This is a genomic window from Silvimonas terrae (assembly GCF_014202765.1).
GTDB classification, from domain to species: Bacteria; Pseudomonadota; Gammaproteobacteria; order Burkholderiales; family Chitinibacteraceae; genus Silvimonas; species Silvimonas terrae.
Genome location: NZ_JACHHN010000007.1, coordinates 161,297 through 185,208, shown reverse-complemented (window position 1 = coordinate 185,208; position 23,912 = coordinate 161,297). Strand labels below are relative to the sequence as shown.

Annotated in this window: 25 protein-coding genes and 1 tRNA gene; 21 read left to right on the top strand and 5 right to left on the bottom strand. The window is 57.3% G+C overall.

The features are described from left to right. The first annotated feature begins 149 nt into the window (after positions 1 to 149). Both greA and HNQ50_RS16630 read left to right on the top strand, forming a co-directional pair. Complete coding sequence (gene greA, locus HNQ50_RS16635) at positions 150 to 632, top strand: transcription elongation factor GreA (RefSeq protein ID WP_184102326.1); 483 nt, start codon at positions 150 to 152, stop codon at positions 630 to 632. 97 nt (positions 633 to 729) lie between these two features. Continuing rightward, the gene (locus tag HNQ50_RS16630) at positions 730 to 1,173 is read left to right on the top strand and encodes a DUF4149 domain-containing protein (RefSeq protein WP_184102325.1); all 444 of its coding nucleotides are present in this window, start codon (positions 730 to 732) and stop codon (positions 1,171 to 1,173) included. Positions 1,174 to 1,260: 87 nt separating this feature from the next. Here HNQ50_RS16630 and yhbY read toward each other — a convergent pair whose 3' ends face one another. Then, positions 1,261 to 1,581, bottom strand: coding sequence for a ribosome assembly RNA-binding protein YhbY (yhbY, locus tag HNQ50_RS16625; protein WP_184102324.1), 321 nt, complete (start codon positions 1,579 to 1,581; stop codon positions 1,261 to 1,263). A gap of 43 nt (positions 1,582 to 1,624) precedes the next feature. Between yhbY and rlmE the strand changes: the two genes are divergently transcribed. The 4 genes from rlmE to glmM all read left to right on the top strand — a co-directional run bounded on the left by rlmE (position 1,625) and on the right by glmM (position 6,586). After that, positions 1,625 to 2,245, top strand: coding sequence for a 23S rRNA (uridine(2552)-2'-O)-methyltransferase RlmE (rlmE, locus tag HNQ50_RS16620; protein ID WP_184102323.1), 621 nt, complete (start codon positions 1,625 to 1,627; stop codon positions 2,243 to 2,245). Between the two features lie 102 nt (positions 2,246 to 2,347). Continuing rightward, complete coding sequence (ftsH, locus tag HNQ50_RS16615; RefSeq protein ID WP_184102322.1) at positions 2,348 to 4,258, top strand: ATP-dependent zinc metalloprotease FtsH; 1,911 nt, start codon at positions 2,348 to 2,350, stop codon at positions 4,256 to 4,258. A gap of 97 nt (positions 4,259 to 4,355) precedes the next feature. Continuing rightward, on the top strand, positions 4,356 to 5,180 hold the full coding sequence (gene folP, locus HNQ50_RS16610; RefSeq protein ID WP_184102321.1) for a dihydropteroate synthase: 825 nt from the start codon (positions 4,356 to 4,358) through the stop codon (positions 5,178 to 5,180). Between the two features lie 44 nt (positions 5,181 to 5,224). Continuing rightward, positions 5,225 to 6,586 carry a phosphoglucosamine mutase gene (glmM, locus tag HNQ50_RS16605; protein WP_184102320.1) on the top strand — a complete coding sequence of 454 codons (1,362 nt, stop codon included), beginning with the start codon at positions 5,225 to 5,227 and terminating at the stop codon, positions 6,584 to 6,586. 66 nt (positions 6,587 to 6,652) lie between these two features. Here the strand turns inward: glmM and pstB are convergent, their stop codons facing one another. The 4 genes from pstB to pstS form a co-directional block, all read right to left on the bottom strand. Continuing rightward, the gene (gene pstB / locus HNQ50_RS16600) at positions 6,653 to 7,423 is read right to left on the bottom strand and encodes a phosphate ABC transporter ATP-binding protein PstB (protein WP_184102319.1); all 771 of its coding nucleotides are present in this window, start codon (positions 7,421 to 7,423) and stop codon (positions 6,653 to 6,655) included. A gap of 43 nt (positions 7,424 to 7,466) precedes the next feature. After that, positions 7,467 to 8,306: a phosphate ABC transporter permease PstA gene (gene pstA / locus HNQ50_RS16595; RefSeq protein ID WP_184102318.1), complete on the bottom strand. Its 840-nt coding sequence runs from the start codon at positions 8,304 to 8,306 to the stop codon at positions 7,467 to 7,469. 15 nt (positions 8,307 to 8,321) lie between these two features. Further along, on the bottom strand, positions 8,322 to 9,272 hold the full coding sequence (gene pstC, locus HNQ50_RS16590; RefSeq protein ID WP_184102317.1) for a phosphate ABC transporter permease subunit PstC: 951 nt from the start codon (positions 9,270 to 9,272) through the stop codon (positions 8,322 to 8,324). Positions 9,273 to 9,450: 178 nt separating this feature from the next. Further along, complete coding sequence (gene pstS, locus HNQ50_RS16585) at positions 9,451 to 10,491, bottom strand: phosphate ABC transporter substrate-binding protein PstS (RefSeq protein WP_184102316.1); 1,041 nt, start codon at positions 10,489 to 10,491, stop codon at positions 9,451 to 9,453. A gap of 433 nt (positions 10,492 to 10,924) precedes the next feature. On the opposite strand from pstS, the gene tpiA reads away from it, so the two are divergent. The 15 genes from tpiA (at position 10,925) to nuoL (ending at position 23,894) form a co-directional block, all read left to right on the top strand. Beyond that, the gene (gene tpiA, locus HNQ50_RS16580) at positions 10,925 to 11,635 is read left to right on the top strand and encodes a triose-phosphate isomerase (protein WP_184102315.1); all 711 of its coding nucleotides are present in this window, start codon (positions 10,925 to 10,927) and stop codon (positions 11,633 to 11,635) included. Between the two features lie 95 nt (positions 11,636 to 11,730). Beyond that, complete coding sequence (gene secG, locus HNQ50_RS16575) at positions 11,731 to 12,069, top strand: preprotein translocase subunit SecG (protein WP_184102314.1); 339 nt, start codon at positions 11,731 to 11,733, stop codon at positions 12,067 to 12,069. A gap of 34 nt (positions 12,070 to 12,103) precedes the next feature. Continuing rightward, positions 12,104 to 12,188: transfer RNA gene (locus HNQ50_RS16570), tRNA-Leu, on the top strand. 206 nt (positions 12,189 to 12,394) lie between these two features. After that, complete coding sequence (locus HNQ50_RS16565; protein ID WP_184102313.1) at positions 12,395 to 12,763, top strand: NADH-quinone oxidoreductase subunit A; 369 nt, start codon at positions 12,395 to 12,397, stop codon at positions 12,761 to 12,763. A 4-nt stretch (positions 12,764 to 12,767) separates the two neighbouring features. After that, positions 12,768 to 13,277, top strand: coding sequence for a NuoB/complex I 20 kDa subunit family protein (locus HNQ50_RS16560; RefSeq protein ID WP_184102312.1), 510 nt, complete (start codon positions 12,768 to 12,770; stop codon positions 13,275 to 13,277). Positions 13,278 to 13,285: 8 nt separating this feature from the next. Continuing rightward, the gene (locus HNQ50_RS16555) at positions 13,286 to 13,885 is read left to right on the top strand and encodes an NADH-quinone oxidoreductase subunit C (protein ID WP_184102311.1); all 600 of its coding nucleotides are present in this window, start codon (positions 13,286 to 13,288) and stop codon (positions 13,883 to 13,885) included. Continuing rightward, positions 13,875 to 15,131, top strand: coding sequence for an NADH-quinone oxidoreductase subunit D (locus HNQ50_RS16550; RefSeq protein WP_184102310.1), 1,257 nt, complete (start codon positions 13,875 to 13,877; stop codon positions 15,129 to 15,131). Before HNQ50_RS16555 ends, HNQ50_RS16550 begins: the two co-directional genes overlap by 11 nt. After that, positions 15,131 to 15,604: an NADH-quinone oxidoreductase subunit NuoE gene (gene nuoE / locus HNQ50_RS16545; protein WP_184102309.1), complete on the top strand. Its 474-nt coding sequence runs from the start codon at positions 15,131 to 15,133 to the stop codon at positions 15,602 to 15,604. The genes HNQ50_RS16550 and nuoE overlap by 1 nt, the downstream gene beginning before the upstream one ends. Next, positions 15,605 to 16,894, top strand: a complete 1,290-nt coding sequence (gene nuoF, locus HNQ50_RS16540) for an NADH-quinone oxidoreductase subunit NuoF (RefSeq protein ID WP_184102308.1) — start codon at positions 15,605 to 15,607, stop codon at positions 16,892 to 16,894. A 61-nt stretch (positions 16,895 to 16,955) separates the two neighbouring features. Further along, a complete protein-coding gene (gene nuoG / locus HNQ50_RS16535; RefSeq protein ID WP_184102307.1) occupies positions 16,956 to 19,259 on the top strand; it encodes an NADH-quinone oxidoreductase subunit NuoG in 2,304 nt (767 codons plus the stop codon). Between the two features lie 14 nt (positions 19,260 to 19,273). Continuing rightward, on the top strand, positions 19,274 to 20,323 hold the full coding sequence (gene nuoH, locus HNQ50_RS16530) for an NADH-quinone oxidoreductase subunit NuoH (RefSeq protein ID WP_184102306.1): 1,050 nt from the start codon (positions 19,274 to 19,276) through the stop codon (positions 20,321 to 20,323). Between the two features lie 24 nt (positions 20,324 to 20,347). Beyond that, positions 20,348 to 20,827, top strand: coding sequence for an NADH-quinone oxidoreductase subunit NuoI (nuoI, locus tag HNQ50_RS16525; protein WP_444544603.1), 480 nt, complete (start codon positions 20,348 to 20,350; stop codon positions 20,825 to 20,827). Positions 20,828 to 20,857: 30 nt separating this feature from the next. Beyond that, the gene (locus HNQ50_RS16520) at positions 20,858 to 21,502 is read left to right on the top strand and encodes an NADH-quinone oxidoreductase subunit J (RefSeq protein ID WP_184102304.1); all 645 of its coding nucleotides are present in this window, start codon (positions 20,858 to 20,860) and stop codon (positions 21,500 to 21,502) included. A 13-nt stretch (positions 21,503 to 21,515) separates the two neighbouring features. After that, positions 21,516 to 21,821, top strand: a complete 306-nt coding sequence (gene nuoK / locus HNQ50_RS16515; protein WP_184102303.1) for an NADH-quinone oxidoreductase subunit NuoK — start codon at positions 21,516 to 21,518, stop codon at positions 21,819 to 21,821. A gap of 27 nt (positions 21,822 to 21,848) precedes the next feature. Then, a complete protein-coding gene (gene nuoL, locus HNQ50_RS16510) occupies positions 21,849 to 23,894 on the top strand; it encodes an NADH-quinone oxidoreductase subunit L (RefSeq protein WP_184102302.1) in 2,046 nt (681 codons plus the stop codon). The last annotated feature ends 18 nt before the right edge of the window (positions 23,895 to 23,912 follow it).

The following is a 23,912-nucleotide window of genomic DNA, read 5'->3' as shown; positions in this document are numbered from 1 at the left end:
TGAAACACCAACAACCGCCGCCCTTCATTGGGGCGGCGGTTGTGCTTTTATTGTCTCCCGCCTGTTGTGTAGCGTAGCCGCATAACAGGCGGGATTGTTGATGTCTTGTCCGGCCAGGGGAACACGCCGGGCCCGCAGGAGAACAAGAAATGATCAAGATCCCGCTGACCGTTGTCGGTGCGGAAAAGCTCAAGGTGGAACTACAGCAACTGAAAAGCGTAGTCCGCCCCGAAGTGATTGCCGCGATTGCTGAAGCCCGTTCGCACGGCGATTTGTCGGAAAACGCTGAATACGATGCCGCCAAAGAAAAACAATCCTTCGTGGAAGGGCGCATTGCCGAACTCGAAGGCAAATTGTCCAACGCGCAAGTGATCGACCCGGCCTCGCTGGGCGTGACCGCCGAAGGCCGCGTCGTCTTTGGTGCGACCGTCGAACTGGAAGATCTGGAAGCCGGTAGCCAGGTGACCTATCAGATCGTCGGTGACGATGAGGCCAACCTGAAAGACGGCAAGATTTCGGTCTCCAGCCCGATTGCCCGCGCGCTGATCGGCAAATATGCCGGTGACGTGGCCGAAGTGGTCGCGCCGGGTGGCATTCGCGAATACGAAGTGCTGGATGTGAAATACCTGTAAGCACCAGGGCGCGGGGAGTGGGGATTCACTCACTCCAGCGTCAGCACGCTTTACATGGTTTTCTCCTCACCCCTAACTCCTCACACCTCACATATCAATGGGCAACGGACTCAAGAACGTTCTGACGGTTTTGTGGATTGGTGGTCTGTGGATTGTTGGCTTGCTCGTGCTGCCCGTGCTGTTTTTGTCGCTGGACAACAACCACGGGCTGGCTGCGGTGCTCTCGGCCAAAATCCTGCATGCCATGGGTTGGCTGGGTATTGTGGCCGGCCTGTACTTGCTGGTGTACCGCGTCTGGTTTGAAGGTCTGCGGGCTTTTCAGACCGGTGCGTTCTGGTTGTTGATCGGTATGGTGGTCTGCACGCTGGTGAACCAGTTTGCGATTTTCCCGATCCTGGCAGGCGTGAAATCAACGCTCAGCGAGAGCGCGGTAGGGGTGTTTGGTGGCGGCTTTGCCAACTGGCATACCATTTCCACTGCCATCTATGCCTTGCAGGCGCTGTTCGGTCTCTTGTACGTTTGGCATCTGGATGGCAAATAAGCGTCACTACCAGAAATCCTGCCGGCAGACCCAGGAAAAACAAAAGGCCCGCGTTGAACGCGGGCCTTTGTGCTGGCAGACCAGGACTTAAGCCTTGCCGCCTTTTTTAGCCTTGGGCAGGTCGATGCGCGAACGCTCGGCATCGCCCTGGCGATAGATGATCAGCAACTTGCCCAGGTGTTGTACTGGTTGGGCAGAGAGTTCGGCGCAGATTTGTTCCAGATACTGGATGCGTGCTTCGCGATCGTCGCCCAGAACACGAATCTTGATGAGCTCATGCGCATCCAGGTTCACGGCAATTTCACGGATCACGGCATCGGTCAGGCCGTTGTTGCCGATCATCACGACCGGATTAAGATGATGGGCAAGGCCGCGCAGGTGACGGCGCTGATCCGCAGTAAGTTCCATATTTTTGACTTTAATACCTTGAATAAACAGGCGATTGTACCGGATGGCACGCTCTAAAACCAGCAACGCGTGGTTGCAGGAACATGTGAACGATCATTATGTTCATATGGCACAAAAAGATGGCTATCGCGCGCGCGCAGCATACAAGTTGCTGGAAATAAACGAAAAAGACCAGTTGATCAAGCACGGTATGTGGGTTGCTGACCTGGGTGCGGCGCCCGGTAGCTGGTCGCAAGTGGCTGCAAAACTCGTCGGTGAGAAGGGGCGTGTGTTTGCCCTGGATATCCTGGAAATGCCATTTATTGCTGGTGTGGATTTCATTCAGGGCGATTTTCGCGAAGAATCCGTACTGAAAACCTACACAGATTTACTGGAAGGGCGTGAAGTAGACCTTGTGATTTGCGATATGGCGCCCAATATCACTGGGAATGCCGTCACGGATCAGGCCCGTTCCATGTATTTGTGTGAACTGGCTTTGGAATTTGCTCAAAATCATTTGAAACCTGGCGGCCATTTCCTGGTCAAGGTATTCCAGGGTTATGGCTATAACGAGTACATGACGGCCATGCGTGACACTTTTGCCACAGTGACCACGCGTAAACCGAAAGCTTCGCGCGACCGTAGCGCGGAAATGTATCTGCTTGGCAAGCAAAAAAAGGTTTGAGCAGTTAGAATTGACGCTGTGCATCAAGCATTTATGCAGCGGGAGCAAGATATGCGCACTTGTGTTGACCCCGTTGTACTACCCGGTTAAAGGGCTTGGGAAATGAATAATCTCGGTAAGAACATCGCCATCTGGCTGATTATCGGTCTGGTTCTGATGACGGTTTTCAATCAGTTCACCAAACGCCAGGACACGGTCGGCCAGGTGCCGTACTCACAATTCATGGCGAATGTTGAAGCGGACCGCGTTGCCTCGGTGGAAATCGAAGGCAACATGCTGCGTGGCCAATGGCTGCGCGGCAAACTGAACGACGGCTCCGCTTTCTCCACCTACGCGCCATTTGACTTCCGCCTGGTCGATACCCTGATCAAGCACAACGTCAAATTCTCGGCCAAGGCGGAAGAAGAACAGGGTTTCCTGACCCAGTTGTTCATTTCCTGGTTCCCGATGCTGCTCCTGATTGGCGTATGGGTTTTCTTCATGCGACAGATGCAGGGCGGTGGCAAGGGTGGCGCGTTCAGCTTCGGCAAATCGCGCGCTCGCATGCTGGATGAATCCAACAACTCGGTGACGTTTGCGGACGTGGCCGGTTGTGACGAAGCCAAAGAAGAAGTGGCCGAAATCGTCGACTACCTGCGTGACCCGACCAAATATCAGAGCCTGGGCGGCCGTATGCCGCGCGGTATCTTGATGGTGGGCTCTCCAGGTACCGGTAAGACCCTGCTGGCCAAGGCCATTGCGGGCGAAGCCAAGGTGCCGTTCTTCTCGATCTCTGGTTCGGACTTTGTAGAAATGTTCGTCGGTGTCGGTGCCGCCCGCGTGCGCGACATGTTCGAGAACGCCAAGAAGAACGCCCCTTGCATTATCTTCATCGATGAAATCGACGCCGTCGGCCGCCAGCGTGGCGCCGGTATGGGCGGTGGCAACGATGAGCGCGAACAAACCCTCAACCAGATGCTGGTTGAGATGGATGGTTTTGAAGGCAATTCCGGCGTGATCGTGATTGCCGCCACCAACCGTCCGGACGTGCTGGACCCCGCGCTGTTGCGTCCGGGCCGGTTTGACCGTCAGGTGGTGGTCTCGCTGCCGGATATCCGTGGTCGCGAACAGATTCTGGGCGTGCACATGCGCAAAGTCCCGATCTCCAACGACGTCGAGCCGAATGTCCTGGCACGCGGTACACCGGGTTTCTCGGGTGCTGACCTTGCCAACCTGGTGAACGAAGCCGCTCTGTTTGCTGCGCGCCGTAACAAGCGTCTGGTGGATATGGAAGACTTCGAGTCCGCCAAAGACAAGATCATGATGGGTGCAGAACGCCGCACCATGGTGATGTCGGAAGAAGAAAAGAAGAACACCGCGTACCACGAATCCGGTCACGCTGTGGTCGCCAAGCTGTTGCCCAAGTCTGATCCGGTGCACAAGGTCACCATCATTCCGCGTGGCCGTGCGCTGGGTGTGACCATGCAGTTGCCGGAAGAAGACCGCTACGCTTATGACCGCCAATATCTGCTGAACCGTATCGCCATCCTGTTTGGTGGCCGGATCGCAGAAGAGGTGTTCATGGATCAGATGACTACCGGTGCTTCCAATGACTTTGAGCGCGCCACGCAAATGGCGCGCGACATGGTGACCCGTTACGGCATGAGCGACAAGCTGGGCCCGATGGTCTACGGCGAAAACGAAGGCGAAGTGTTCCTGGGGCGTTCGGTCACCACGCACAAGAGCGTGTCCGAGAGCACCATGCAGCAGGTCGATGCGGAAATCCGTCGCATTATCGATGAGCAGTACGCTCTGGCGCGTAATCTGCTGGAAACCAACCGCGACAAGGTTGAAGCCATGACCAAGGCGCTGCTGGATTGGGAAACCATCGATATGGACCAGATCAACGACATCATGGATGGCCGTGATCCGCGCCCGCCGAAGACCCCGCCGTCCAAACCGGCGTCGCCTTCCGGTGATCGCCCGAGTGGGGATGCCCCGGCGGCCACGACGACGCCGGCCACCGAAGCCTGATACCAGTAACGCTATACCAGGGCGGCCATGTGAGTGGCCGCCTTTTTCTTTCTGTTTCCCCTGCGTAGCGATACGCGCAAGCCAGACCGGAGTACCCATGGATACCTTGCAATGCGGCCGTTTTAGCCTGAGCCTTACCCGGCCTCTCGTGATGGGTATTCTCAATGTCACGCCGGATTCGTTTTCGGATGGCGGCAACTTTGATACGGCCTCCAAAGCGGTGGCACATGCTGAAGCGATGGTCAAAGATGGCGCAGACATTATCGATATCGGCGGCGAATCGACCCGGCCTGGCGCAGAGGCGGTCAGTATCGAGGACGAAATTGCCCGGGTGGTGCCCGTCATTGCTGCGCTCAAGTCGCTGAATGTGCCGCTCTCTATTGATACTCGCCGCCCTGCTGTCATGCAGGCCGCGCTGGAAGCCGGCGTGGACCTGATCAACGATATTGCGGCACTGGAAGGCGAGGGCGCGCTGCACATTGCCACGCGCAACCAGGTGGCAGTGTGTCTGATGCACATGAAGGGCGAGCCGCGCACCATGCAGACTGCGCCGGATTACGCCGATGTCGTGGGCGAGGTGACGCAATACCTGGCAGCGCGTCGCGATGAAGCAGAGCGCGCGGGTATTGCGCGTAACCGCATCTTGCTGGACCCGGGTTTTGGTTTTGGCAAGAATCTGGACCATAACACCGCACTGTTTCATGCCATGTCGCGCATGATTGAAGACCTGGGCTGTCCTTTCCTTGTGGGCGTGTCACGCAAATCCATGCTGGGGCAGATTACGGGTCGCCTGGTGGGCGAGCGTGCTACGGCCAGTGTGGCAGCGGCCATGCTGGCAGCGCAAAAAGGGGCGGCCATCGTGCGTGTGCATGATGTGCGGGAAACTGTGGATGCATTGAAAATCCTGCACGCCCTACAATAACGGCACATTTGAATACGATTTTGTTTTACTTTCGGGATTGATCAATGGGACGCAAGTACTTCGGAACGGATGGTGTACGCGGGCTGGTCGGTGAGCATCCGATTACCCCTGAATTTGCCATGAAGCTGGGTTATGCCGCGGGTCGCGTGCTGGCCGCTTCAGAGCGTCGTCAACATGGCGAACATGCGTCCGTGCTGATTGGCAAAGACACGCGTATTTCCGGGTATATGCTCGAAGCCGCGTTGCAAGCGGGTCTGAACGCCGCCGGTGTCGATGTCCACGTGACCGGTCCGCTGCCGACACCAGGTGTGGCCTATCTGACCCGTGCGCTGCGCCTCTCGGCCGGTGTGGTGATTTCGGCCTCCCATAATCCATATTACGACAATGGCATCAAGTTCTTTGGCGCTGGTGGCAAGAAGCTGCCCGATGAGGTGGAGCAAGCCATCGAAGAGGCCATTGATGATGCACAGCCCTGCGTGGGCTCCAAGACGATGGGCCGGGCCTGGCGTGTGGGCGATGCCTCGGGTCGCTACATTGAGTTCTGCAAGTCCACCTTCCCCAATGAACTGGATCTGCGTGGTTTGCGTCTGGTGATTGATTGCGCGCACGGAGCCACCTACCAGGTCGCTCCGCATGTATTTCATGAACTGGGCGCGGAAGTCGTCACCATTGGCGATAAACCCAATGGCTTCAACATCAATGAAAATTGCGGCGCCACGCACGTTGACCTGCTGCGCAAGACGGTGCTGGCCGAAGGTGCAGACTACGGTATTGCGCTCGACGGTGATGGCGACCGGCTGATCATGGTTGATGGCGATGGCTCGGTTATTGATGGCGACCTGCTGATCTACGTGCTGGCGCGGTATCGTGCGGATCGTGGCACGCTGCGCGGCGGCGTGGTGGGCACCTTGATGACCAACCTGGGCGTCGAGAATGGCCTGAAAGCAGCAGGCATTGCGTTTGAGCGCGCCAAGGTGGGCGATCGCTATGTACTCGAACGTCTGCAGGAAAACGGCTGGCTGCTGGGGGGGGAAGGCTCTGGGCACATCCTGAGTCTGGATCGCCACACGACCGGCGACGGCATTGTTTCCGCGCTGCAGGTGCTGGAAGCGTTGATTGAGCAGGGCAAGCCGCTATCGGCCTTCCGTGATGAACTGCAGTTATCCACTCAGGTGCTCAAGAACGTCCGTATCAGCAAAGGGTTCAGCATCAGTAGCTCGCCCTCGATTGCCGAGGCCGTCAAGCAGGCTGAAAGCGCCATGGGCACGCACGGGCGCGTACTGTTACGCCCTTCGGGGACCGAGCCGCTGGTGCGGGTGATGGTTGAGCATGTAGACCCGGCGGCCGCAGAGAAGTGGGCCGAGTCGATTGCGGCGGTGGTGATTTCTGAGGCCAGCGCTGAGTAATCGGCAGTCCGTTCAAACAAAAAGCCCACGATTCTCGTGGGCTTTTTGTTTGGCGGGGCAGGGCGCTTAGCCGAACTTGCCGGTGATGTAGTCTTCCGTCGCCTTCTTGGTCGGTGTGGTGAAGATGGTATCGGTTTCGCCCACTTCGACCAGCTCGCCCAGGTACATATAGGCGGTGTAGTCAGACACACGTGCGGCCTGTTGCATGTTGTGCGTCACGATGGCGATGGTGTAGTCGCGCTTGAGTTCATGCACCAGCTCTTCAATGTGCGCAGTGGAGATCGGGTCCAGCGCAGAGGTCGGTTCGTCCAGCAGCAGGACTTCCGGCTTCACCGCAATGGCGCGCGCGATACACAGACGCTGTTGCTGACCGCCAGACAGGCCCAGACCAGACTGACGCAGCTTGTCTTTGGCTTCGTTCCACAGCGCAGCCTTGGACAGTGCCCATTCCACGCGGTCATCCATTTCGGACTTGGACAGACTTTCGTACAACTTCACGCCGAACGCGATGTTGTCATAGATCGACATCGGGAACGGGGTCGGCTTCTGGAACACCATGCCCACCTTGGCGCGCAGCATGTTCAGGTCGACACCCTTATCCAGGATGTTGTTGCCGTTCATGAGAATCTCACCCTCGGCACGCAGCTTGGGGTAGAGCTCATACATGCGGTTGAAGGTGCGCAACAGCGTTGATTTACCGCAGCCAGACGGGCCGATGAAAGCGGTGACCTTGCCTTCGCGGATGTTCAGATTAATGTTCTTGAGCGCATGGAAATTGCCGTAAAAGAAATTCAGATTCTTTACGGTCAGTTTGGCTTGGGTAGTTTCTGCGGTCATGCTGGAGTCCTGAAGTCGCATTTTTATGGTCCTTGCTTGCGGCTTAGTGTTGTTGCTGCGGTTTGATCAGCGTACGGGCGAGAATGTTCATCACCAGCACAAACAGGCCGATAAGCAGACTGCCGGCCCAGGCCAGGTTATGCCAGTCTTCATACGGGCTCATGGCAAACTGGAAAATCACCACCGGCAAGTTGGCCATGGGTTGATTCATGTTGCTGTAGAACTGGTTGTTCAGCGACGTAAACAAGAGCGGTGCAGTTTCGCCCACGATACGTGCTACCGCCAGGATGACACCCGTCACCACGCCAGCCTTGGCGGCCCGCAAGGTCACTTGCAGGGTCATTTTCCACTGCGGTGCGCCCAGCGCGTAGGCGGCTTCACGCATGCTGTGCGGAACCAGGCGCAACATGCTCTCGGTGGTGCGAACCACAACCGGGATCACCAGGATCGCCAGCGCCAGCGCACCGGCCCAGCCGGAGAAGTGCCCGGTATGCACCACGTACACTTCGTACATGAACAGACCAATCACGATCGACGGTGCCGACAGCAGAATGTCGTTGATAAAGCGGGTGACCGGGGCCAGCCAGCCACGATCGCCAAACTCGGCCAGATAGGTGCCGGCCAGAATGCCAATCGGCGTTCCCACCAGGGTGCCAACCAAAGACATCATCAAGCTGCCCAGAATGGCGTTGGACAAACCGCCCGCACTGCCCGGTGCCGGGGTGGTCTGGGTGAACAACACCAGGTTCAGACTACCAAAACCGTTTTTGAACAAGGTGTACAGAATCCACGCCAGCCAGAACAGACCAAACAGCATGGCCGCCACGGACAGCGAGAGGCTAATGAAGTTAACAAAGCGCCGGCGCGCATAAATAGACAACATGTTTGAGCGCCTCGCTTAATTGCCTTCTGCGCGTTGCATGCGCAGAAGCATCAGTTTGGACAAGGTCAACACCACAAAGGTGATGAAGAACAGCAGCAGACCCAGATAAATCAGGCTGCCGGTATGCAGTGCGGTCGTGGCTTCGGTGAACTCGTTGGCCAGCGTGGCGGAAATCGAGGTCGACGGATCAAACAAGCTATGGATGGGCTGCTGTGCATTACCGATCACAAAGGTAATCGCCATGGTTTCACCCAGTGCACGGCCCAGACCCAGCATCACGCCACCCATCACACCGCTGCGGGTGTAAGGCAGTACCACGCGCCAGACCACTTCCCAGGTGGTGCCGCCCAGACCGTAGGCGGATTCTTTGAGCATGGCCGGAACCACCTCAAACACATCGCGCATCACGGAAGAGACATACGGAATCACCATCACCGACAAAATCAGACCGGCAGTCAACATGCCGATGCCCATGGGCGGGCCGTCAAACAGGCCGCCAAGGATCGGAACGCCAGCGGTATGCTCGGTCAGCCACGGTTGCACGTTGTCGGCAAACCACGGCGCGAACACAAACAGACCCCACATGCCGTAAATGATGGAAGGCACGCCAGCCAGCAATTCAATGGCAATACCCAAGGGGCGGCGCAGCCAGACCGGCGAGAGTTCGGTCAGGAAAATCGCAATACCAAAGCTGACCGGTACGCCAATCAGCAAGGCAATGAAAGAAGAGAGCAAGGTGCCGCGGATCGAGTTCCAGCCACCAAACTGGCCCGTCACCGGGTTCCATTCGGTGCCCACGATAAAGCCGAGGCCAAATTGCTGAATAGCCGGCCAGGCGCCGATCAGCAGCGAAATCAGAATGCCAGCCAACAAGGCAAGCACAAAAAAGGCGAAAAAGCGGGTGGTCCCGCGGAAAATACGGTCTTGCAGCACCTGTTGGCGCATCCGTTTTTCTTGTGAATTCATCAGCGTCTCCGGGGCCGGCTTAACAACAACAGGAGCCACCCTGGCTCCTGTCGTCTTCGGCGTGTACTCGGGCTGCATTTTATCGTTCATGCTGGGGCCTGTTCACACTTGTTTTGCCCTGACTGCGGACGGGGCGGATTGACATCTGTCCGTCCACGGTCAGGGCTAAGTTGCCGTTTTACTTCCAGACCGGCGCGTTGCTGTTGTCGGTGATCTGCTTCCACGAAGCGCGGATCACGTCCTTCACATCGTTCGGCATCGGCACGTAGTCCAGATCAGACGCGGTCTTGTCGCCGTTGGCATAGCCCCAGTCGAAGAACTTCAGGACTTCCTTGCCTTGTTCCGGCTTGTCTTGCTTCTTTTGCAGCAGTGCAAACGTGGCACCGGTGATCGGCCATGCGGTCTTGCCAGCCTGGTCGGTCAGGATCACGTAAAAGCCAGGTGCGCTCTTCCAGTCGGCGCCAGCAGCAGCGGCCTTGAAGGATTCTTCGGTCGGCGCAACAAAAGCACCCGCCTTGTTCTGCATGTCGATGTAGTTCATCTTGTTCTGCTTGGCGTACGCGTATTCCACGTAACCAATGGCGCCCTTGATGCGCTGAACGTACTGAGCTACACCTTCGTTACCCTTGCCACCCACGCCATTCGGCCATTGCACGGTAGCGTCTTCACCCACCTTGGCTTTCCAGTCAGTGCTGACCTTGGACAGGTAGTTGGTGAAAATGAAGGTGGTGCCAGAACCATCTGCACGGTGCACAACAGTGATCGCAGCGTCCGGCAGCTTGGCAGCCGGGTTCAGCTTGGCGATGGCCGGGTCATTCCACTTCTTGATCTTGCCCAGGAAAATGTCAGCCAGCACGGTGCCGGTCAGCTTCAGTTCGCCGCCCTTCACGCCAACCAGGTTGGCAACCGGAACCACGCCACCCATTGCAACCGGAAATTGCACCAGACCAGACTTGTCCAGCTCTTCTTGCTTGAGCGGCTTGTCGGAGGCACCGAAGTCTACTGTCTTGGCCTGGATTTGCTTGATACCGCCGCCCGAACCGATCGATTGATAGTTCAGACCCACGCCGGTCTTGGCCTTGTAGGCTTCGGCCCACTTGGCAGCCAGCGGGTAAATAAAGGTGGAACCAGCGCCGGTAATATCGGCAGCCATGGCTTGAGCAGTAAACAGGCCCGCGGTAAGGCCCAGCGATACGAGCACTTTGCGCCCATATGTCATGATGTTTTTCTCCGGTTGAGCAATGCCGGGTACAGTCCCGACTCGGCCGCATCGTAGACGGGAAGTGTTTCCGAAATATTACAAGTCGGTGTCACATTCCGCCGTCGTTGTTGTTGCGACGCGTACTATGCTGTTTATATTGAATTAATTAATAGTTGCGCACAAAAGCGGTGCAGCTTCCCGCGGCCGGTCCCGGGCGATAATCTGCGCAAAAACCGGTGCGGGCGGTCATTGTGACAGCCAAATGTGACAGTACCCCGCACCTGACCACGCCGTGTGGTGCGCCGCTGACCCGGCTCACCAGGGCAGGCCCGCGCAAAGTGTTGCAAAATGCCTGTTATCAAAGCGTTTCCAGAGTCTTGCCGGTTTGACGCACTCACGGGCTGCGGCCTACAATCGCGTTCTTTTGTGTAAACCACTTTGGTTGGACGCAATGGCCAGGCAACTTGTTGTTGGTAACTGGAAAATGCACGGCAGCGTAGGGCAGGTTCGCTCTGTGGTGCCGGAACTGGCGCGTGCAGAGTTGGGCTCTAATGTCTCTATCTGTATGCCGTACCCGTATCTGTCACTGGCGAAGTCCTTGCTGGTCGATACACCGGTACAGTTGGGTGCACAGGATTTGTGCGAGTTTCACATTGGCGCATACACCGGCGAGGTGTCTGCGGCCATGTTGGCGGATGTGGGTTGCGAGCTGGTGATCATTGGTCATTCGGAACGCCGCCGTTACTTTGGCGAGACCAGTGAAACCGCCGCCCGCAAGGTGCGCGCCGCGCTCGATGCCGGCCTCTTGCCGATTTATTGTGTGGGCGAGACGCAGGAGCAGCGCGATGCGGGTGTGGCCCGTGATGTCATCGCGGATGAACTGAAAGTATTGTCCGGCGTGCCGACAAGTTTGTATGCAGTTGCGTACGAACCGATGTGGGCCGTAGGTACGGGGGTGACCGCAGCACCAGAGCAAATCTCTGAGATGCACGCGTTCATCAAGCAGACGCTGAGCCAGCACACCTGTGTGCTATATGGCGGAAGCGTAAAGGGAAACAACGCCGCGCACATCATGGCAGTCGATGGTGTGGACGGGGTTCTGGTTGGGGGTGCGGCGCTTTCGGCGACCGAATTTTTGCGGATTTGCCGCGCTGCACATTAATGCGAATGTAATCTTTGAGCAGGGTCAAGACCCCTGTCGCAGATTGCAAAAATACCACTTCGGCGCTATGATTCGCGCCGCGTTGATGAGAAAAGATGGAACTTCTTAAAAGCCTCGTTTTGATTGTGAATGTGTTGTCCGCACTGGTGACAATCGTTCTCGTTCTGATGCAGCACGGCAAAGGTGCCGATATGGGCGCTGCCTTTGGTAGTGGCTCTGCAGGCAGCCTGTTTGGCTCCTCCGGTTCGGCCAACTTCCTGAGCCGCAGCACTGCGGCGTGCGCAACTGTCTTTTTCGCGAGCTGTCTGGGTCTTGTTTTGCTGACTACCCCCGGTCGTGGTACGGATCTGGGCGTGATGAGTGATGTCAAGGCTGTTGCTTCAGCGCCTGCGGCTGCGGCCTCCGTGCCCGCCCAGAGCAAGATCCCTGAGTAATCCCTGCCCGGTGATTGTTCAGGTGTGGTTGAAGGCCGACATGGTGGAATTGGTAGACACGCTATCTTGAGGGGGTAGTGGCTGCGGCCGTGAGAGTTCGAGTCTCTCTGTCGGCACCATAGATTCGGAAAAACGCCGGGGCATCAATCCCGGCGTTTTTCCATATAGAAAATCAGCGCTTGTTTGCGTTGATCAAGTAAAAGGGCTTGTTGCAGCTCCGGCCAGGCCCGCATGCAGTATTAGTAATACAGTGTCAGTAGAACAATAGTCGCAACCGGTTCATTTCCTTTTTTGCCCTTTGTAATTGATCTTGACGGGGATCGACATGCTACAGAATTACTTCCCCATATTGCTCTTCATCATCGTGGGTACCGCGATTGGTGGCGGGTTGATGGCCCTGGGTGGGGTGTTTAGCCGACTGCTTGGAACCTACAAGCCGGACCCACAGAAACTCTCTCCTTATGAATGTGGTTTTGAGGCCTTTGAAGACGCACGCATGCAGTTCGATGTGCGCTACTACCTCGTGGCCATCCTCTTTATTCTGTTCGATCTGGAAGTGGCCTTCCTTGTTCCCTGGGCGCTTGTCCTCAAGGAAATTGGCTCTTTCGGTTTCTTTTCCATGTTGATCTTCCTGGCCATTCTCGTTGTCGGCTTCGCCTACGAATGGATGAAGGGCGCGCTGGAGTGGGAGTAACACAATGACTGCAGCTGCTTCGCAAAGTCTTGAAAAAGGGTTTGTCACGACCTCCGTTGATGCCGTGATGAATTGGGCACGTACCGGCTCCTTGTGGCCGATGACGTTTGGTCTGGCCTGTTGTGCGGTCGAGATGATGCATGCCGGTGCGGCACGCTATGACCTCGACCGTTTCGGCATTGTGTTCCGTCCGTCACCGCGCCAGTCTGATCTGATGATTGTTGCCGGCACGCTGTGCAACAAGATGGCACCGGCCTTGCGCAAGGTGTACGACCAGATGCCGGAACCGCGCTGGGTGCTTTCCATGGGCTCCTGTGCCAACGGCGGTGGCTATTACCACTATTCTTATTCCGTCGTACGCGGCTGTGACCGCATCGTACCGGTCGATATCTATGTGCCGGGCTGCCCGCCGACCGCCGAAGCGCTGGTCTACGGTCTGATCCAGATGCAGAACAAGATCAAGCGGACCAACACCATTGCCCGGGCGCGTCAGCTCGAGCAGGTGAACGGTTGAGGTGAGTCGTGGCGAAAACACTGAATCAATTGATTGATGACATCAAGCGCGTGCTGGGTGGCGAGCGCATCAGCGCACTGAGCCTGGCCCTTGATGAAGTTACCCTGGAAGTGCCGGCGGCCAAGCTGATTGAAGCGGCCACCTTGCTGCGTGATCACGCAGACCTGCGCTTTGAAGCCTGTGTCGACTTGTGCGGTATGGATTACAGCGCTTACGGTGATGGCCAGTGGTCTGGTCTGCGCTTCGCTTCCGTGGTGCACCTGTTGTCTTACACGCACAATGTCCGCCTGCGCTTGCGCGCATTCTGTGTGGATGATGATTTTCCGGTGCTGGCGTCGCTGATCGACATCTGGCCGACCGTGAACTGGTTTGAGCGTGAGTCGTTCGACCTGTACGGCATCATCTACCAGGGCCACCCGGATTTGCGTCGCTTGCTGACTGACTACGGCTTTGTCGGTCATCCGTTCCGCAAAGACTTCCCGTTGTCTGGTTACGTTGAAATGCGTTACGACCCGGAACAATCCCGCGTGATCTACCAACCGGTCACTATCGAGCCGCGCGAAACCGTACCGCGCATCATTCGCGAGGAGAACTACGGTGGCGTCTGAAATCCGTAATTACACCCTGAACTTCGGTCCGCAACACCCGGCCGCGCACGGCGTGCTGCGTCTGGTGCTGGAGCTGGACGGTGAAGTGGTCGAACGTGCTGATCCGCACATTGGCCTCTTGCACCGCGGTACCGAAAAGCTGGCTGAATCCAAGACCTTCATCCAGTCGCTGCCGTATATGGATCGTCTGGACTATGTGTCCATGATGGCCAACGAGCACGCCTATTGCATGGCGATTGAGCGCCTGGCGGGCATCGAAGTGCCGCTGCGTGCGCAATACATCCGCGTGATGTTTGATGAAATCACCCGGATTCTGAATCACCTGATGTGGATTGGTGCGCACGGTCTGGATTGTGGCGCCATGACCATCTTCCTGTACGCCTTCCGCGAACGCGAAGACTTGATGGATTGCTACGAGGCTGTGTCTGGTGCCCGTATGCATGCTGCGTACTATCGTCCGGGCGGTGTTTACCGCGATCTGCCGGAAGAGATGCCCAAATATCAGGCATCCAAGGTGCGTAACGCCTCGGCGATCAAGCGTCTGAACGAGAATCGCGAAGGTTCGATGCTTGATTTCATCGAAGACTTCACCAACCGTTTCCCGACCTATGTCGACGAATACGAAACCCTGCTGACCGACAACCGTATCTGGAAGCAGCGTACCGTCGGTATCGGTGTGGTCTCGCCAGAACGCGCCATGGCGCTGGGTCTGACGGGCGCCATGCTGCGCGGCTCGGGCGTGGAATGGGATCTGCGTAAAAAGCAGCCCTACGAAGTCTACGACAAGATGGACTTTGATATTCCGGTGGGCAAGAACGGCGACTGTTACGACCGTTACCTGGTGCGCGTGGAAGAAATGCGCCAGTCCAACCGCATTATCAAACAGTGTATTGCCTGGCTGCGTGCCAATCCGGGCCCGGTCATTACCGAGAACTTCAAGGTGGCGCCGCCTTCACGTGTTGGGATGAAGACCAACATGGAAGAGCTGATTCACCACTTCAAACTGTTTACCGAAGGCATGCACGTCCCGGCCGGTGAGGCCTATGCCGCCGTGGAGCATCCGAAGGGTGAGTTTGGTATCTATCTGGTGTCCGATGGTGCCAACAAGCCTTACCGGTTGAAGATTCGTGCGCCGGGTTATGTGCATTTGTCTGCGCTTGACGAAATGTCGCGCGGGCACATGCTGTCTGACGTCGTGGCCATTATCGGCACGCAAGATATCGTATTTGGTGAGGTGGATCGCTGATGTTGTCCCCGGAATCCCTCGCGCAGATCGACCGTGAACTGACCAAGTATCCGGCCGACAGAAAGCGTTCGGCGCTCATGTCCGCGCTGCGTATTGCCCAGCTCGAAAAAGGCTGGTTGTCCAACGAGACCATCGAATTTATTGCTGAATATCTGGAGCAACCGCCAGTCGCAGCGTATGAAGTGGCCACGTTCTACAACATGTTCCAGCTCAAGCCGATTGGTAAACACAAGATCACCGTGTGTACCAATCTGCCCTGTGCGCTGTCGGGTGGCGCTGACGCCGGCAAATACCTGCAACAAAAGTTGGGTATTGGTTATGGCGACACCACCGCTGACGGCAAATTCACGCTGATGGAAGGGGAGTGCATGGGTGCGTGTGGTTACGCCCCGGTGTTGCTCTACAACAACCACAGCATGTGCCAGCACATGACGCCTGAAGCAATCGACAAGAAACTGGCGGAGCTCGAATAAATGGCAACTTTCGTCAAAGGCGTCGTGTTTGAAGGCGTCGAGTTCGAGAACCCGGATAGCTGGCGTCTCGAAGAATACGTAAAGCGTGGCGGCTACGCAGCCCTGCAAAAGATCGTGAACGAGAAGATGACGCAAGACGCCGTCATCGCCGAAATGAAAACCTCGGCCCTGCGTGGCCGTGGCGGCGCAGGCTTCCCGACCGGTCTGAAGTGGTCCTTCATGCCGCGCAGCTTCCCGGGTCAAAAGTACCTGGTCTGTAATACCGATGAAGGCGAACCGGGTACTTTCAAAGACCTGGACATCATCAAGTACAACCCGCATGCGCTGATCGAAGGCATGATCATCGGCGGGTTTACCATGGGCGCCACCGTTGGTTACAACTACATCCACGGTGAAGTGTTTGAAGCCTATCTGCGCTTTGAAGAAGCGCTGGAAGAAGCCCGCAAGGCCGGCTTCCTGGGCAAGAACATCCTGGGTGGCGGTTTTGACTTCGAACTGCACGCGCACCATGGCTACGGCGCTTACATTTGCGGTGAAGAAACGGCATTGCTGGAGTCGCTGGAAGGCAAAAAAGGCCAGCCGCGCTTCAAGCCGCCATTCCCGGCCAGCTTTGGTTTGTATGGCAAGCCGACCACCATCAACAACACCGAGACTTACGCCTCGGTGCCGTACATCGTTCGCAACGGCGGCCAGAAGTTCCTGGAACTGGGCAAGCCCAACAACGGCGGCACCAAGCTGTTCTCCATTTCCGGTCACGTGAACCGTCCTGGCAACTATGAAGTGCCGCTGGGTATGCCGTTCTCTGAACTGCTGGAACTGGCTGGCGGCATGCGCAATGGCAAGAAGCTCAAAGCCGTCATCCCGGGTGGTTCGTCCGCCCCGGTGCTGCCGGCCGAAATCATGATGAATACCACCATGGATTTCGATGCGATTGCCAAGGCCGGTTCCATGCTGGGTTCGGGTGCCGTGATCGTCATGGACGAAGACACCTGCATGGTCAAGGCGCTGGAACGTCTGTCGTATTTCTACTTTGAAGAGTCATGCGGTCAATGTACGCCGTGCCGTGAAGGCACTGGCTGGCTGTACCGCGTGATTCACCGCATCGAACACGGCCAGGGCCGTCCGGAAGATCTGGACCTCTTGTTGTCCGTGGGTGGCAACATTGCCGGCCGCACCATTTGTGCGCTGGGTGACGCCGCCGTGATGCCGGTGCAGGGCATGCTCAAGCACTTCCGCGGCGAATTCGAATATCACATCGAAAACAAGCGCTGCATTGCTCCTGGTTACTGATCTACCTGATCAAGCCTGGCCCTGTTGAAGTTTTTTCAAGATATAAACTGGATCGCTCGATATGCTGGAAGTTGAAATCGACGGTAACAAACTGACAGTGCCCGGTGGCAGCACCGTGATGGACGCCGCGACTTCGGTCGGCGTTTACATCCCGCACTTCTGCTACCACAAGAAGCTGTCTATCGCCGCTAACTGCCGGATGTGTCTGGTACAGGTTGAGAAAGCGCCCAAGCCGCTGCCCGCCTGTGCGACCCCCGTCACTGACGGCATGAAGGTCTGGACGCACTCGGACGCCGCCGTCAAAGCCCAGAAGGGCGTGATGGAATTCCTGCTGATCAACCACCCGCTTGATTGCCCGATTTGCGATCAGGGTGGCGAGTGTCAACTGCAGGATCTGGCCGTGGGTTACGGTCAGTCCGGTTCCCGCTATGAAGAAGAAAAGCGCTCGGTCACCAACAAGAACCTGGGCCCGCTGATCTCGACCGACATGACCCGTTGCATTCACTGCAGCCGTTGTGTGCGTTTCACCGAAGAAATCGCCGGCTTCCAGGAACTGGGCATGCCGGGCCGCGGTGAACACACCGAGGTGATGACCTTCATCGGCAAGACCGTGAACTCGGAAATCTCCGGCAACGTGATTGACCTGTGCCCGGTGGGCGCGTTGACCTCCAAGCCGTTCCGCTTCTCGGCCCGTACGTGGGAACTCTCCCGTCGCAAGTCGGTAGGTGCGCACGATGGTCTGGGTTCCAACCTGATCGTTCAGGTCAAGGACCACAAGGTCAAGCGCGTACTGCCGCTGGAAAACGAAAGTATTAACGAATGCTGGTTGTCTGACCGCGATCGCTTCTCTTACGAAGCGCTGGGCAGCAATGAGCGTCTGCAAAAGCCGCTGATCAAGCAAGGCGGTGCATGGCAGGAAGTAGACTGGACCGTGGCGCTGGAATACGTCGCCAACGGCCTGAAGTCCGTGATCGAAGAGCACGGTGCCGATAGCGTGGCCGCTCTGGCTTCGCCGTCTTCTACCCTGGAAGAATTGTTCCTGCTGAAGAAGCTGACTGGTGCGCTGGGTATCAAGAACACGGCCGCCAACCTGCGCCAGCAAGATGCCGCGTTTGCCACCGCCGGCGTGCAGTGGCTGGGCCAAAGTATTGTCGAACTGGCCGACAACGACGCCGTGCTGGTTGTTGGTTCTACGCTGCGCAAAGAACAACCGCTGCTGGCTCAACGTCTTCGTCAATCGGTCAAGCACGGCATGAAGTTGTCTGTGGTGAACCCGCACAATGACGACCTGTTGACCAAGGTGCACGGCAATGTCGTCACCCGCCCGGACCAACTGGTCGAAGGTGCGCTGGAAGTGCTGGTCTCGGTGGCAGAGCAGAAGGGCGTTGCTGTACCGGCGCACATCGATGCGTCCGGCATCACGGTGTCTGAACAAGCCAAACTGATCGCAACCACATTGGTGGCCAGCGAGAAAGTGGGCGTGTTGCTGGGCAGCCTGGCTGCTGAAGGTACCCGCGCGGGTGAACTGCACGCTGTTGTGGCCGCGATCGCCGAACTGGCTGGCGCCAAGCTGGGCATTCTGAATAGCGGTGCCAATAGTGTTGGCGCGCAGTTGATCGGCTTTAATACCCTGGCTGACGCATTCGCCCAGCCGAAGAAAGCCTACGTGGTGCTGGGTGCCGAGGTTGACTTTGACACCGCCAGCGCACCCAAGGCCCTGGCCGCAGTTGAACAAGCAGATATGGTTGTGGTGCTCTCGCCATTCCAGTCCTGCGCTTACGACTATGCCGACGTGATCCTGCCGGTGTCGCCGTTCTCTGAGACTTCTGGCACGTTCATCAATCTGGAAAGTCGCCCGCAAAGCTTCAACGGCGTGGTGCGTCCGCTGGGCGAAACCCGTCCGGCCTGGAAGGTGTTCCGCGTGTTGGGTAATCTGCTGGGCCTGCAAGGTTTCGAATTTGCCTCGTCCGAAGAAGTCCGTGACGAAGCACTCGCCGCCGGTATTGAAGGCAAGCTGAACAACGCGCCGGCCAAGGCGGTCAACGTGAAGGCTGTGGCCGCATCCGGTCTGGCCCGTCTGGCCGAAGTGCCGCTGTACCAGATCGATGCACTGACCCGTCGTGCACCGAGCCTGCAAGCAACCGTCGATGCACAGGACGCCGCAACACTGCGTGCCAATGCTGCGACGCTGGCCCAATTGGGTCTGGTTGCCGGCGACAAGGCCAAAGTGGTGCAGGGCGGTGAAGCAGAACTCGTGGTGGCGCAGGATGATGCGTTGCTGAACGAGGTTGTGCGTATCGCTGCGGCACACCCGCTGACCCGTCATCTTGATGCTGCAGCAGCGCTGCAAGTCGTCAAAGCATAAGGGCGATAACAATAATGGAACTGTTGAAACACTTCCTCTTTGATACTCAGATCGGTTTTGTGATCTGGACATTGCTCAAGATCGTGGCCATTGCCGTGCCGCTGATCCTGAGCGTGGCCTACATGACCTATGCCGAGCGCAAGGTGATCGGCTACATGCAGATCCGCGTGGGCCCGAACCGCGTGGGCCCGCTGGGTCTGCTGCAGCCGTTTGCTGACGTGCTCAAGCTGCTGTTGAAGGAAATCATTGCACCGTCCGCCGCCAGCAAGGGCCTGTTTTTCATCGCCCCGATTCTGGTGCTGATGCCAGCGCTGGCTGGCTGGGCCGTGATTCCGTTCTTCCCGGGTCTGGTGCTGGCTGACGTGAACATTGGTCTGCTGTACGTCATGGCGATCACCTCGCTGGGCGTGTATGGCGTGATCATTGCCGGCTGGGCGTCCAACTCCAAGTATGCGTTCCTGGGTGCCATGCGCGCCGCAGCGCAGATGGTGTCGTACGAGCTGGCCATGGGTTTTGCGCTGATCGGCGTGATGATGGTTTCGGGTAGCCTGAACGTGACCGAAATCGTCAACCAGCAAGCGCACGGTGCTGCGGGCGGTTCGGTCTTCTCCTGGAACTGGTTGCCGCTGCTGCCGCTGTTCGTCGTCTACTTCATCTCGGGTCTGGCTGAAACCAACCGCGCCCCGTTTGACGTGACCGAAGGCGAATCGGAAATCGTGGCCGGCCACATGATCGAATACTCGGGCATGAGCTTCGCGCTGTTCTTCCTGGCCGAATACATGAACATGATTTTGATCTCGGCCATGGCCACGGTCATGTTCCTGGGTGGGTGGCTGTCGCCGTTCCCGTCCAGTGTGCCATTCCTGGGCGCCCCGAGCTTTATCTGGTGGTTCCTCAAGTGTGCGCTGATGCTGTTCTTCTTCCTGTGGGCCCGGGCTACTTTCCCGCGTTACCGCTATGACCAGTTGATGCGTCTGGGCTGGAAAGTGTTCATTCCGGTCACGCTGGTGTGGATTGTCGTTGTCGGCGCGTGGATGCAAACACCGCTGTCGCTGTGGAAGTAGGGCGAGGATACAGACATGGATAGAATTTCCAATTTTTTCAAGACCTTCCTGCTCGTAGAGCTGGTCAAGGGTCTGATGCTCACCGGGCGTTATTTCTTCCAGCGCAAGATCACCGTGCAGTTTCCGGAAGAAAAAACCCCGATCAGCCCGCGTTTTCGTGGTCTGCATGCCCAGCGTCGCTACGCCAACGGCGAAGAACGCTGCATCGCCTGCAAACTGTGTGAAGCAGTCTGCCCGGCCATGGCCATCACGATCGAATCGGACAAGCGAGATGATGGCACCCGCCGTACCACGCGTTATGACATCGATCTGACCAAGTGCATCTTCTGCGGTTTCTGCGAAGAAGCCTGTCCGGTAGACGCCATTGTGGAAACCCACATTCTGGAATACCACGGCGAAAAACGTGGCGATCTGTATTACACCAAGCCGATGCTGCTGGCGGTGGGTGACAAGTATGAAGCCCAGATCGCGGCCAACAAGGCGGCCGACGCCCGTTACCGCTAAGCGGATCGAGACAAGGGATACAACAACGTCATGACTTCTGTCGTTATTTTCTACATCTTCGCGGCCGTCCTGCTGCTTGCCAGTCTGGCAACCATCACGGCCAAGAACCCGGTACACGCTGCGCTGTACCTCATGCTTTCGTTCTTTAGCGGCGCCATGCTGTGGATGCTGATGAAGGCCGAGTTCCTTGCTGTGTCACTGGTGCTGGTTTATGTCGGCGCGGTGATGGTGCTGTTCCTCTTTGTGGTGATGATGCTGGATGTCAACTTCGAAGAGTTGCGCAAGGGCTTCTGGAAGCACGTACCGCTGGCGGTGATTGTGGCCGTGATCATGGTGTTCGAGATGGTCACCATCCTCACGCACAAAGCGGCTGACCTGCCAAACGCGCGCATGCCGGAGCCGGCCGCGGGTTATAACAATGCCCGCGTGCTGGGTAACCTGATTTATACCCAGTATTTCCTGCCGTTCCAGCTGGCTGCTGCCCTGTTGCTGGTCGGTATGATTGCTGCCATTGCACTGACCCTGCGCAAGCGCAAGAACACCAAGTACATCAATCCGGCTGACCAGATTGCGGTCAAGCGTGATGATCGCGTCCGCATCGTCAAGATGAACGCTGAAGCACGTCCGACTGTGGGTGAGCAGCCTGCGGTTGACGAACAACAACCAAACGCTTGATGGAGAGCGCAACGTGCTGACACTGACTCATTACCTTGTGCTCTCGGCGATCCTGTTTTCGGTCTCCGTGTTCGGCATCTTCATGAACCGCAAGAACCTGATTGTGCTGTTGATGGCCATCGAGCTGATGCTCCTGGCCGTGAACATGAACTTTGTCGCGTTCTCCCAGTTTCTGGGTGACGCTTCCGGTCAGGTTTTTGTGTTCTTCATCCTCACGGTGGCGGCTGCCGAATCGGCAATCGGCCTCGCCATTCTGGTCGTGCTGTTCCGTAACCTGCGCTCGATCAATGTTGAAGACCTTGGCAGCCTGAAGGGCTAACGAACAAGCGAACCCGGATTTCAAACAATGGATATCAAAACAATTTACCTGCTGATTCCACTGGCGCCGCTGTTCGGTGCTCTGGTGGCAGGCCTGTTTGGCTGGGCGATCAGCCGCAAGGTGGCGCATACCGTCACCATCGCGGGTGTAGCCGTGGCGTTTGCGCTCTCTGCCTGGACGCTCAATAACCTCATCAACGGTGGCGAAAGCTTCAACGGTACCGTTTACACCTGGATGACCATCAACGGCATCGACTTCAACGTCGGTTTCCTGGTGGACAAACTCACCGCCATGATGATGTGCGTGGTGACCTTCGTATCGCTGATGGTGCACGTGTACACCATTGGCTACATGGAAGAAGACCCAGGTTACAACCGCTTCTTCAGCTACATCTCGCTGTTTACCTTCTCGATGCTGATGCTCGTGATGAGCAACAACTTCGTCCAGCTGTTCTTTGGCTGGGAAGCAGTGGGTCTGGTCTCGTACCTGCTGATCGGTTTCTGGTTCAAGCGTCCTACCGCCATTTTCGCCAACCTGAAAGCGTTCCTGGTGAACCGTGTGGGTGACTTTGGTTTCCTCCTGGGGATCGGTCTGGTGCTGTTCCACTTCGGCTCGCTGGACTACGCCGCCGTGTTTGCCAAAGCGCCGTCGCTGCAGAATGAAACGGTCAGCATCATCTCCGGCCATACCTGGTCGCTGATGACCCTCACCTGCATCTTGCTGTTCATCGGTGCCATGGGTAAGTCGGCTCAGTTCCCGCTGCATGTCTGGCTGCCGGATTCCATGGAAGGCCCGACCCCGATCTCCGCCCTGATCCACGCTGCGACGATGGTGACGGCTGGTATCTTCATGGTCAGCCGCATGTCCCCGCTGTTTGAGCTGTCGGATACCGCGCTGAACTTTGTGATGGTGATCGGTGCGATTACCGCGCTGTTCATGGGTTTCCTCGGCATCATCCAGAACGACATCAAGCGCGTGGTGGCGTACTCCACGCTGTCGCAACTGGGTTACATGACCGTTGCGCTGGGCGCATCGGCTTACTCCGTGGCCCTGTTCCACCTGATGACCCATGCGTTCTTCAAGGCGCTGCTGTTCCTTGGCGCTGGTTCCGTGATCATGGGCATGCACCACGACCAGGACATCCGCAACATGGGTGGCCTGCGCAAGTACATGCCGATCACCTGGATTACCTCGCTGATTGGTTCGCTGGCTTTGATTGGCACGCCGTTCTTCGCCGGTTTCTACTCCAAAGATTCGATCATTGATGCCGTGAAGGCCTCCCACCTGCCGGGCGCTGGTTTTGCCTACTTCGCTGTGGTGGCTGGTGTGTTTGTAACCGCGTTCTACTCCTTCCGCATGTACTTCCTCGTCTTCCACGGCAAGGAACGCTGGATGCAGAAGGGGCACGGCCACGACCATCATGACGATCACGATGATCATGGCGAACACCATGGTCTGGGTCCGAACGACAAGCCGCACGAGTCCCCGTGGGTGGTGACTTTGCCGCTGATCCTGCTGGCGATTCCGTCGGTGATCATCGGTGCCATCGCCATCGAACCGATGCTGTTCGGTGACTTCTTCAAGGGCGTGCTGTTTGTGAATACCGAAGCACACCCGGCCATGGAAGAGCTGACGCACGAGTTCCACGGCTGGGCTGCCATGGCAGTGCATGCCTTTGCTGGCTTGCCGGTGTGGCTGGCGATTGCCGGTGTGGTGCTGTCTTACGTGTTCTACATGGTCAAGCCGGAACTGCCCGCCGCTTGCGAAAAGTTCTTCACTTCGATCGGCGTGAACAAGCTGCTCGAAAACAAGTACTACATGGATTTCCTGTTCATCAACGTCTTTGCCGCTGCTGGCCGTGCCATTGGCACGCTGCTGTGGAAGGTGGGTGACGCGCTCTTGATCGATGGCCTTGTGGTCAACGGTCTGGCGAAGGTCACTGGCTGGTTTGCATTCCTGGTTCGCCGGGTTCAGACCGGTTACATCTACCACTATGCGTTTGCCATGATTATTGGCGCACTGGTGTTGATCACGATCTGGCTGACCCTGCCGCTACAGGCGCTGGCTCACTGATCCGGTTGATATACGAGT

What these genes read in the sequence shown, in the direction of transcription:
- greA (WP_184102326.1), top strand. Translation starts at nt 150, where the DNA reads ATGATCAAGATCCCGCTGACCGTTGTCGGTGCGGAAAAGCTCAAGGTG.
- HNQ50_RS16630 (WP_184102325.1), top strand. Translation starts at nt 730, where the DNA reads ATGGGCAACGGACTCAAGAACGTTCTGACGGTTTTGTGGATTGGTGGT.
- yhbY (WP_184102324.1), bottom strand. Translation starts at nt 1,581, where the DNA reads ATGGAACTTACTGCGGATCAGCGCCGTCACCTGCGCGGCCTTGCCCAT.
- rlmE (WP_184102323.1), top strand. Translation starts at nt 1,625, where the DNA reads ATGGCACGCTCTAAAACCAGCAACGCGTGGTTGCAGGAACATGTGAAC.
- ftsH (WP_184102322.1), top strand. Translation starts at nt 2,348, where the DNA reads ATGAATAATCTCGGTAAGAACATCGCCATCTGGCTGATTATCGGTCTG.
- folP (WP_184102321.1), top strand. Translation starts at nt 4,356, where the DNA reads ATGGATACCTTGCAATGCGGCCGTTTTAGCCTGAGCCTTACCCGGCCT.
- glmM (WP_184102320.1), top strand. Translation starts at nt 5,225, where the DNA reads ATGGGACGCAAGTACTTCGGAACGGATGGTGTACGCGGGCTGGTCGGT.
- pstB (WP_184102319.1), bottom strand. Translation starts at nt 7,423, where the DNA reads ATGACCGCAGAAACTACCCAAGCCAAACTGACCGTAAAGAATCTGAAT.
- pstA (WP_184102318.1), bottom strand. Translation starts at nt 8,306, where the DNA reads ATGTTGTCTATTTATGCGCGCCGGCGCTTTGTTAACTTCATTAGCCTC.
- pstC (WP_184102317.1), bottom strand. Translation starts at nt 9,272, where the DNA reads ATGAATTCACAAGAAAAACGGATGCGCCAACAGGTGCTGCAAGACCGT.
- pstS (WP_184102316.1), bottom strand. Translation starts at nt 10,491, where the DNA reads ATGACATATGGGCGCAAAGTGCTCGTATCGCTGGGCCTTACCGCGGGC.
- tpiA (WP_184102315.1), top strand. Translation starts at nt 10,925, where the DNA reads ATGGCCAGGCAACTTGTTGTTGGTAACTGGAAAATGCACGGCAGCGTA.
- secG (WP_184102314.1), top strand. Translation starts at nt 11,731, where the DNA reads ATGGAACTTCTTAAAAGCCTCGTTTTGATTGTGAATGTGTTGTCCGCA.
- HNQ50_RS16565 (WP_184102313.1), top strand. Translation starts at nt 12,395, where the DNA reads ATGCTACAGAATTACTTCCCCATATTGCTCTTCATCATCGTGGGTACC.
- HNQ50_RS16560 (WP_184102312.1), top strand. Translation starts at nt 12,768, where the DNA reads ATGACTGCAGCTGCTTCGCAAAGTCTTGAAAAAGGGTTTGTCACGACC.
- nuoE (WP_184102309.1), top strand. Translation starts at nt 15,131, where the DNA reads ATGTTGTCCCCGGAATCCCTCGCGCAGATCGACCGTGAACTGACCAAG.
- nuoF (WP_184102308.1), top strand. Translation starts at nt 15,605, where the DNA reads ATGGCAACTTTCGTCAAAGGCGTCGTGTTTGAAGGCGTCGAGTTCGAG.
- nuoG (WP_184102307.1), top strand. Translation starts at nt 16,956, where the DNA reads ATGCTGGAAGTTGAAATCGACGGTAACAAACTGACAGTGCCCGGTGGC.
- nuoH (WP_184102306.1), top strand. Translation starts at nt 19,274, where the DNA reads ATGGAACTGTTGAAACACTTCCTCTTTGATACTCAGATCGGTTTTGTG.
- HNQ50_RS16520 (WP_184102304.1), top strand. Translation starts at nt 20,858, where the DNA reads ATGACTTCTGTCGTTATTTTCTACATCTTCGCGGCCGTCCTGCTGCTT.
- nuoL (WP_184102302.1), top strand. Translation starts at nt 21,849, where the DNA reads ATGGATATCAAAACAATTTACCTGCTGATTCCACTGGCGCCGCTGTTC.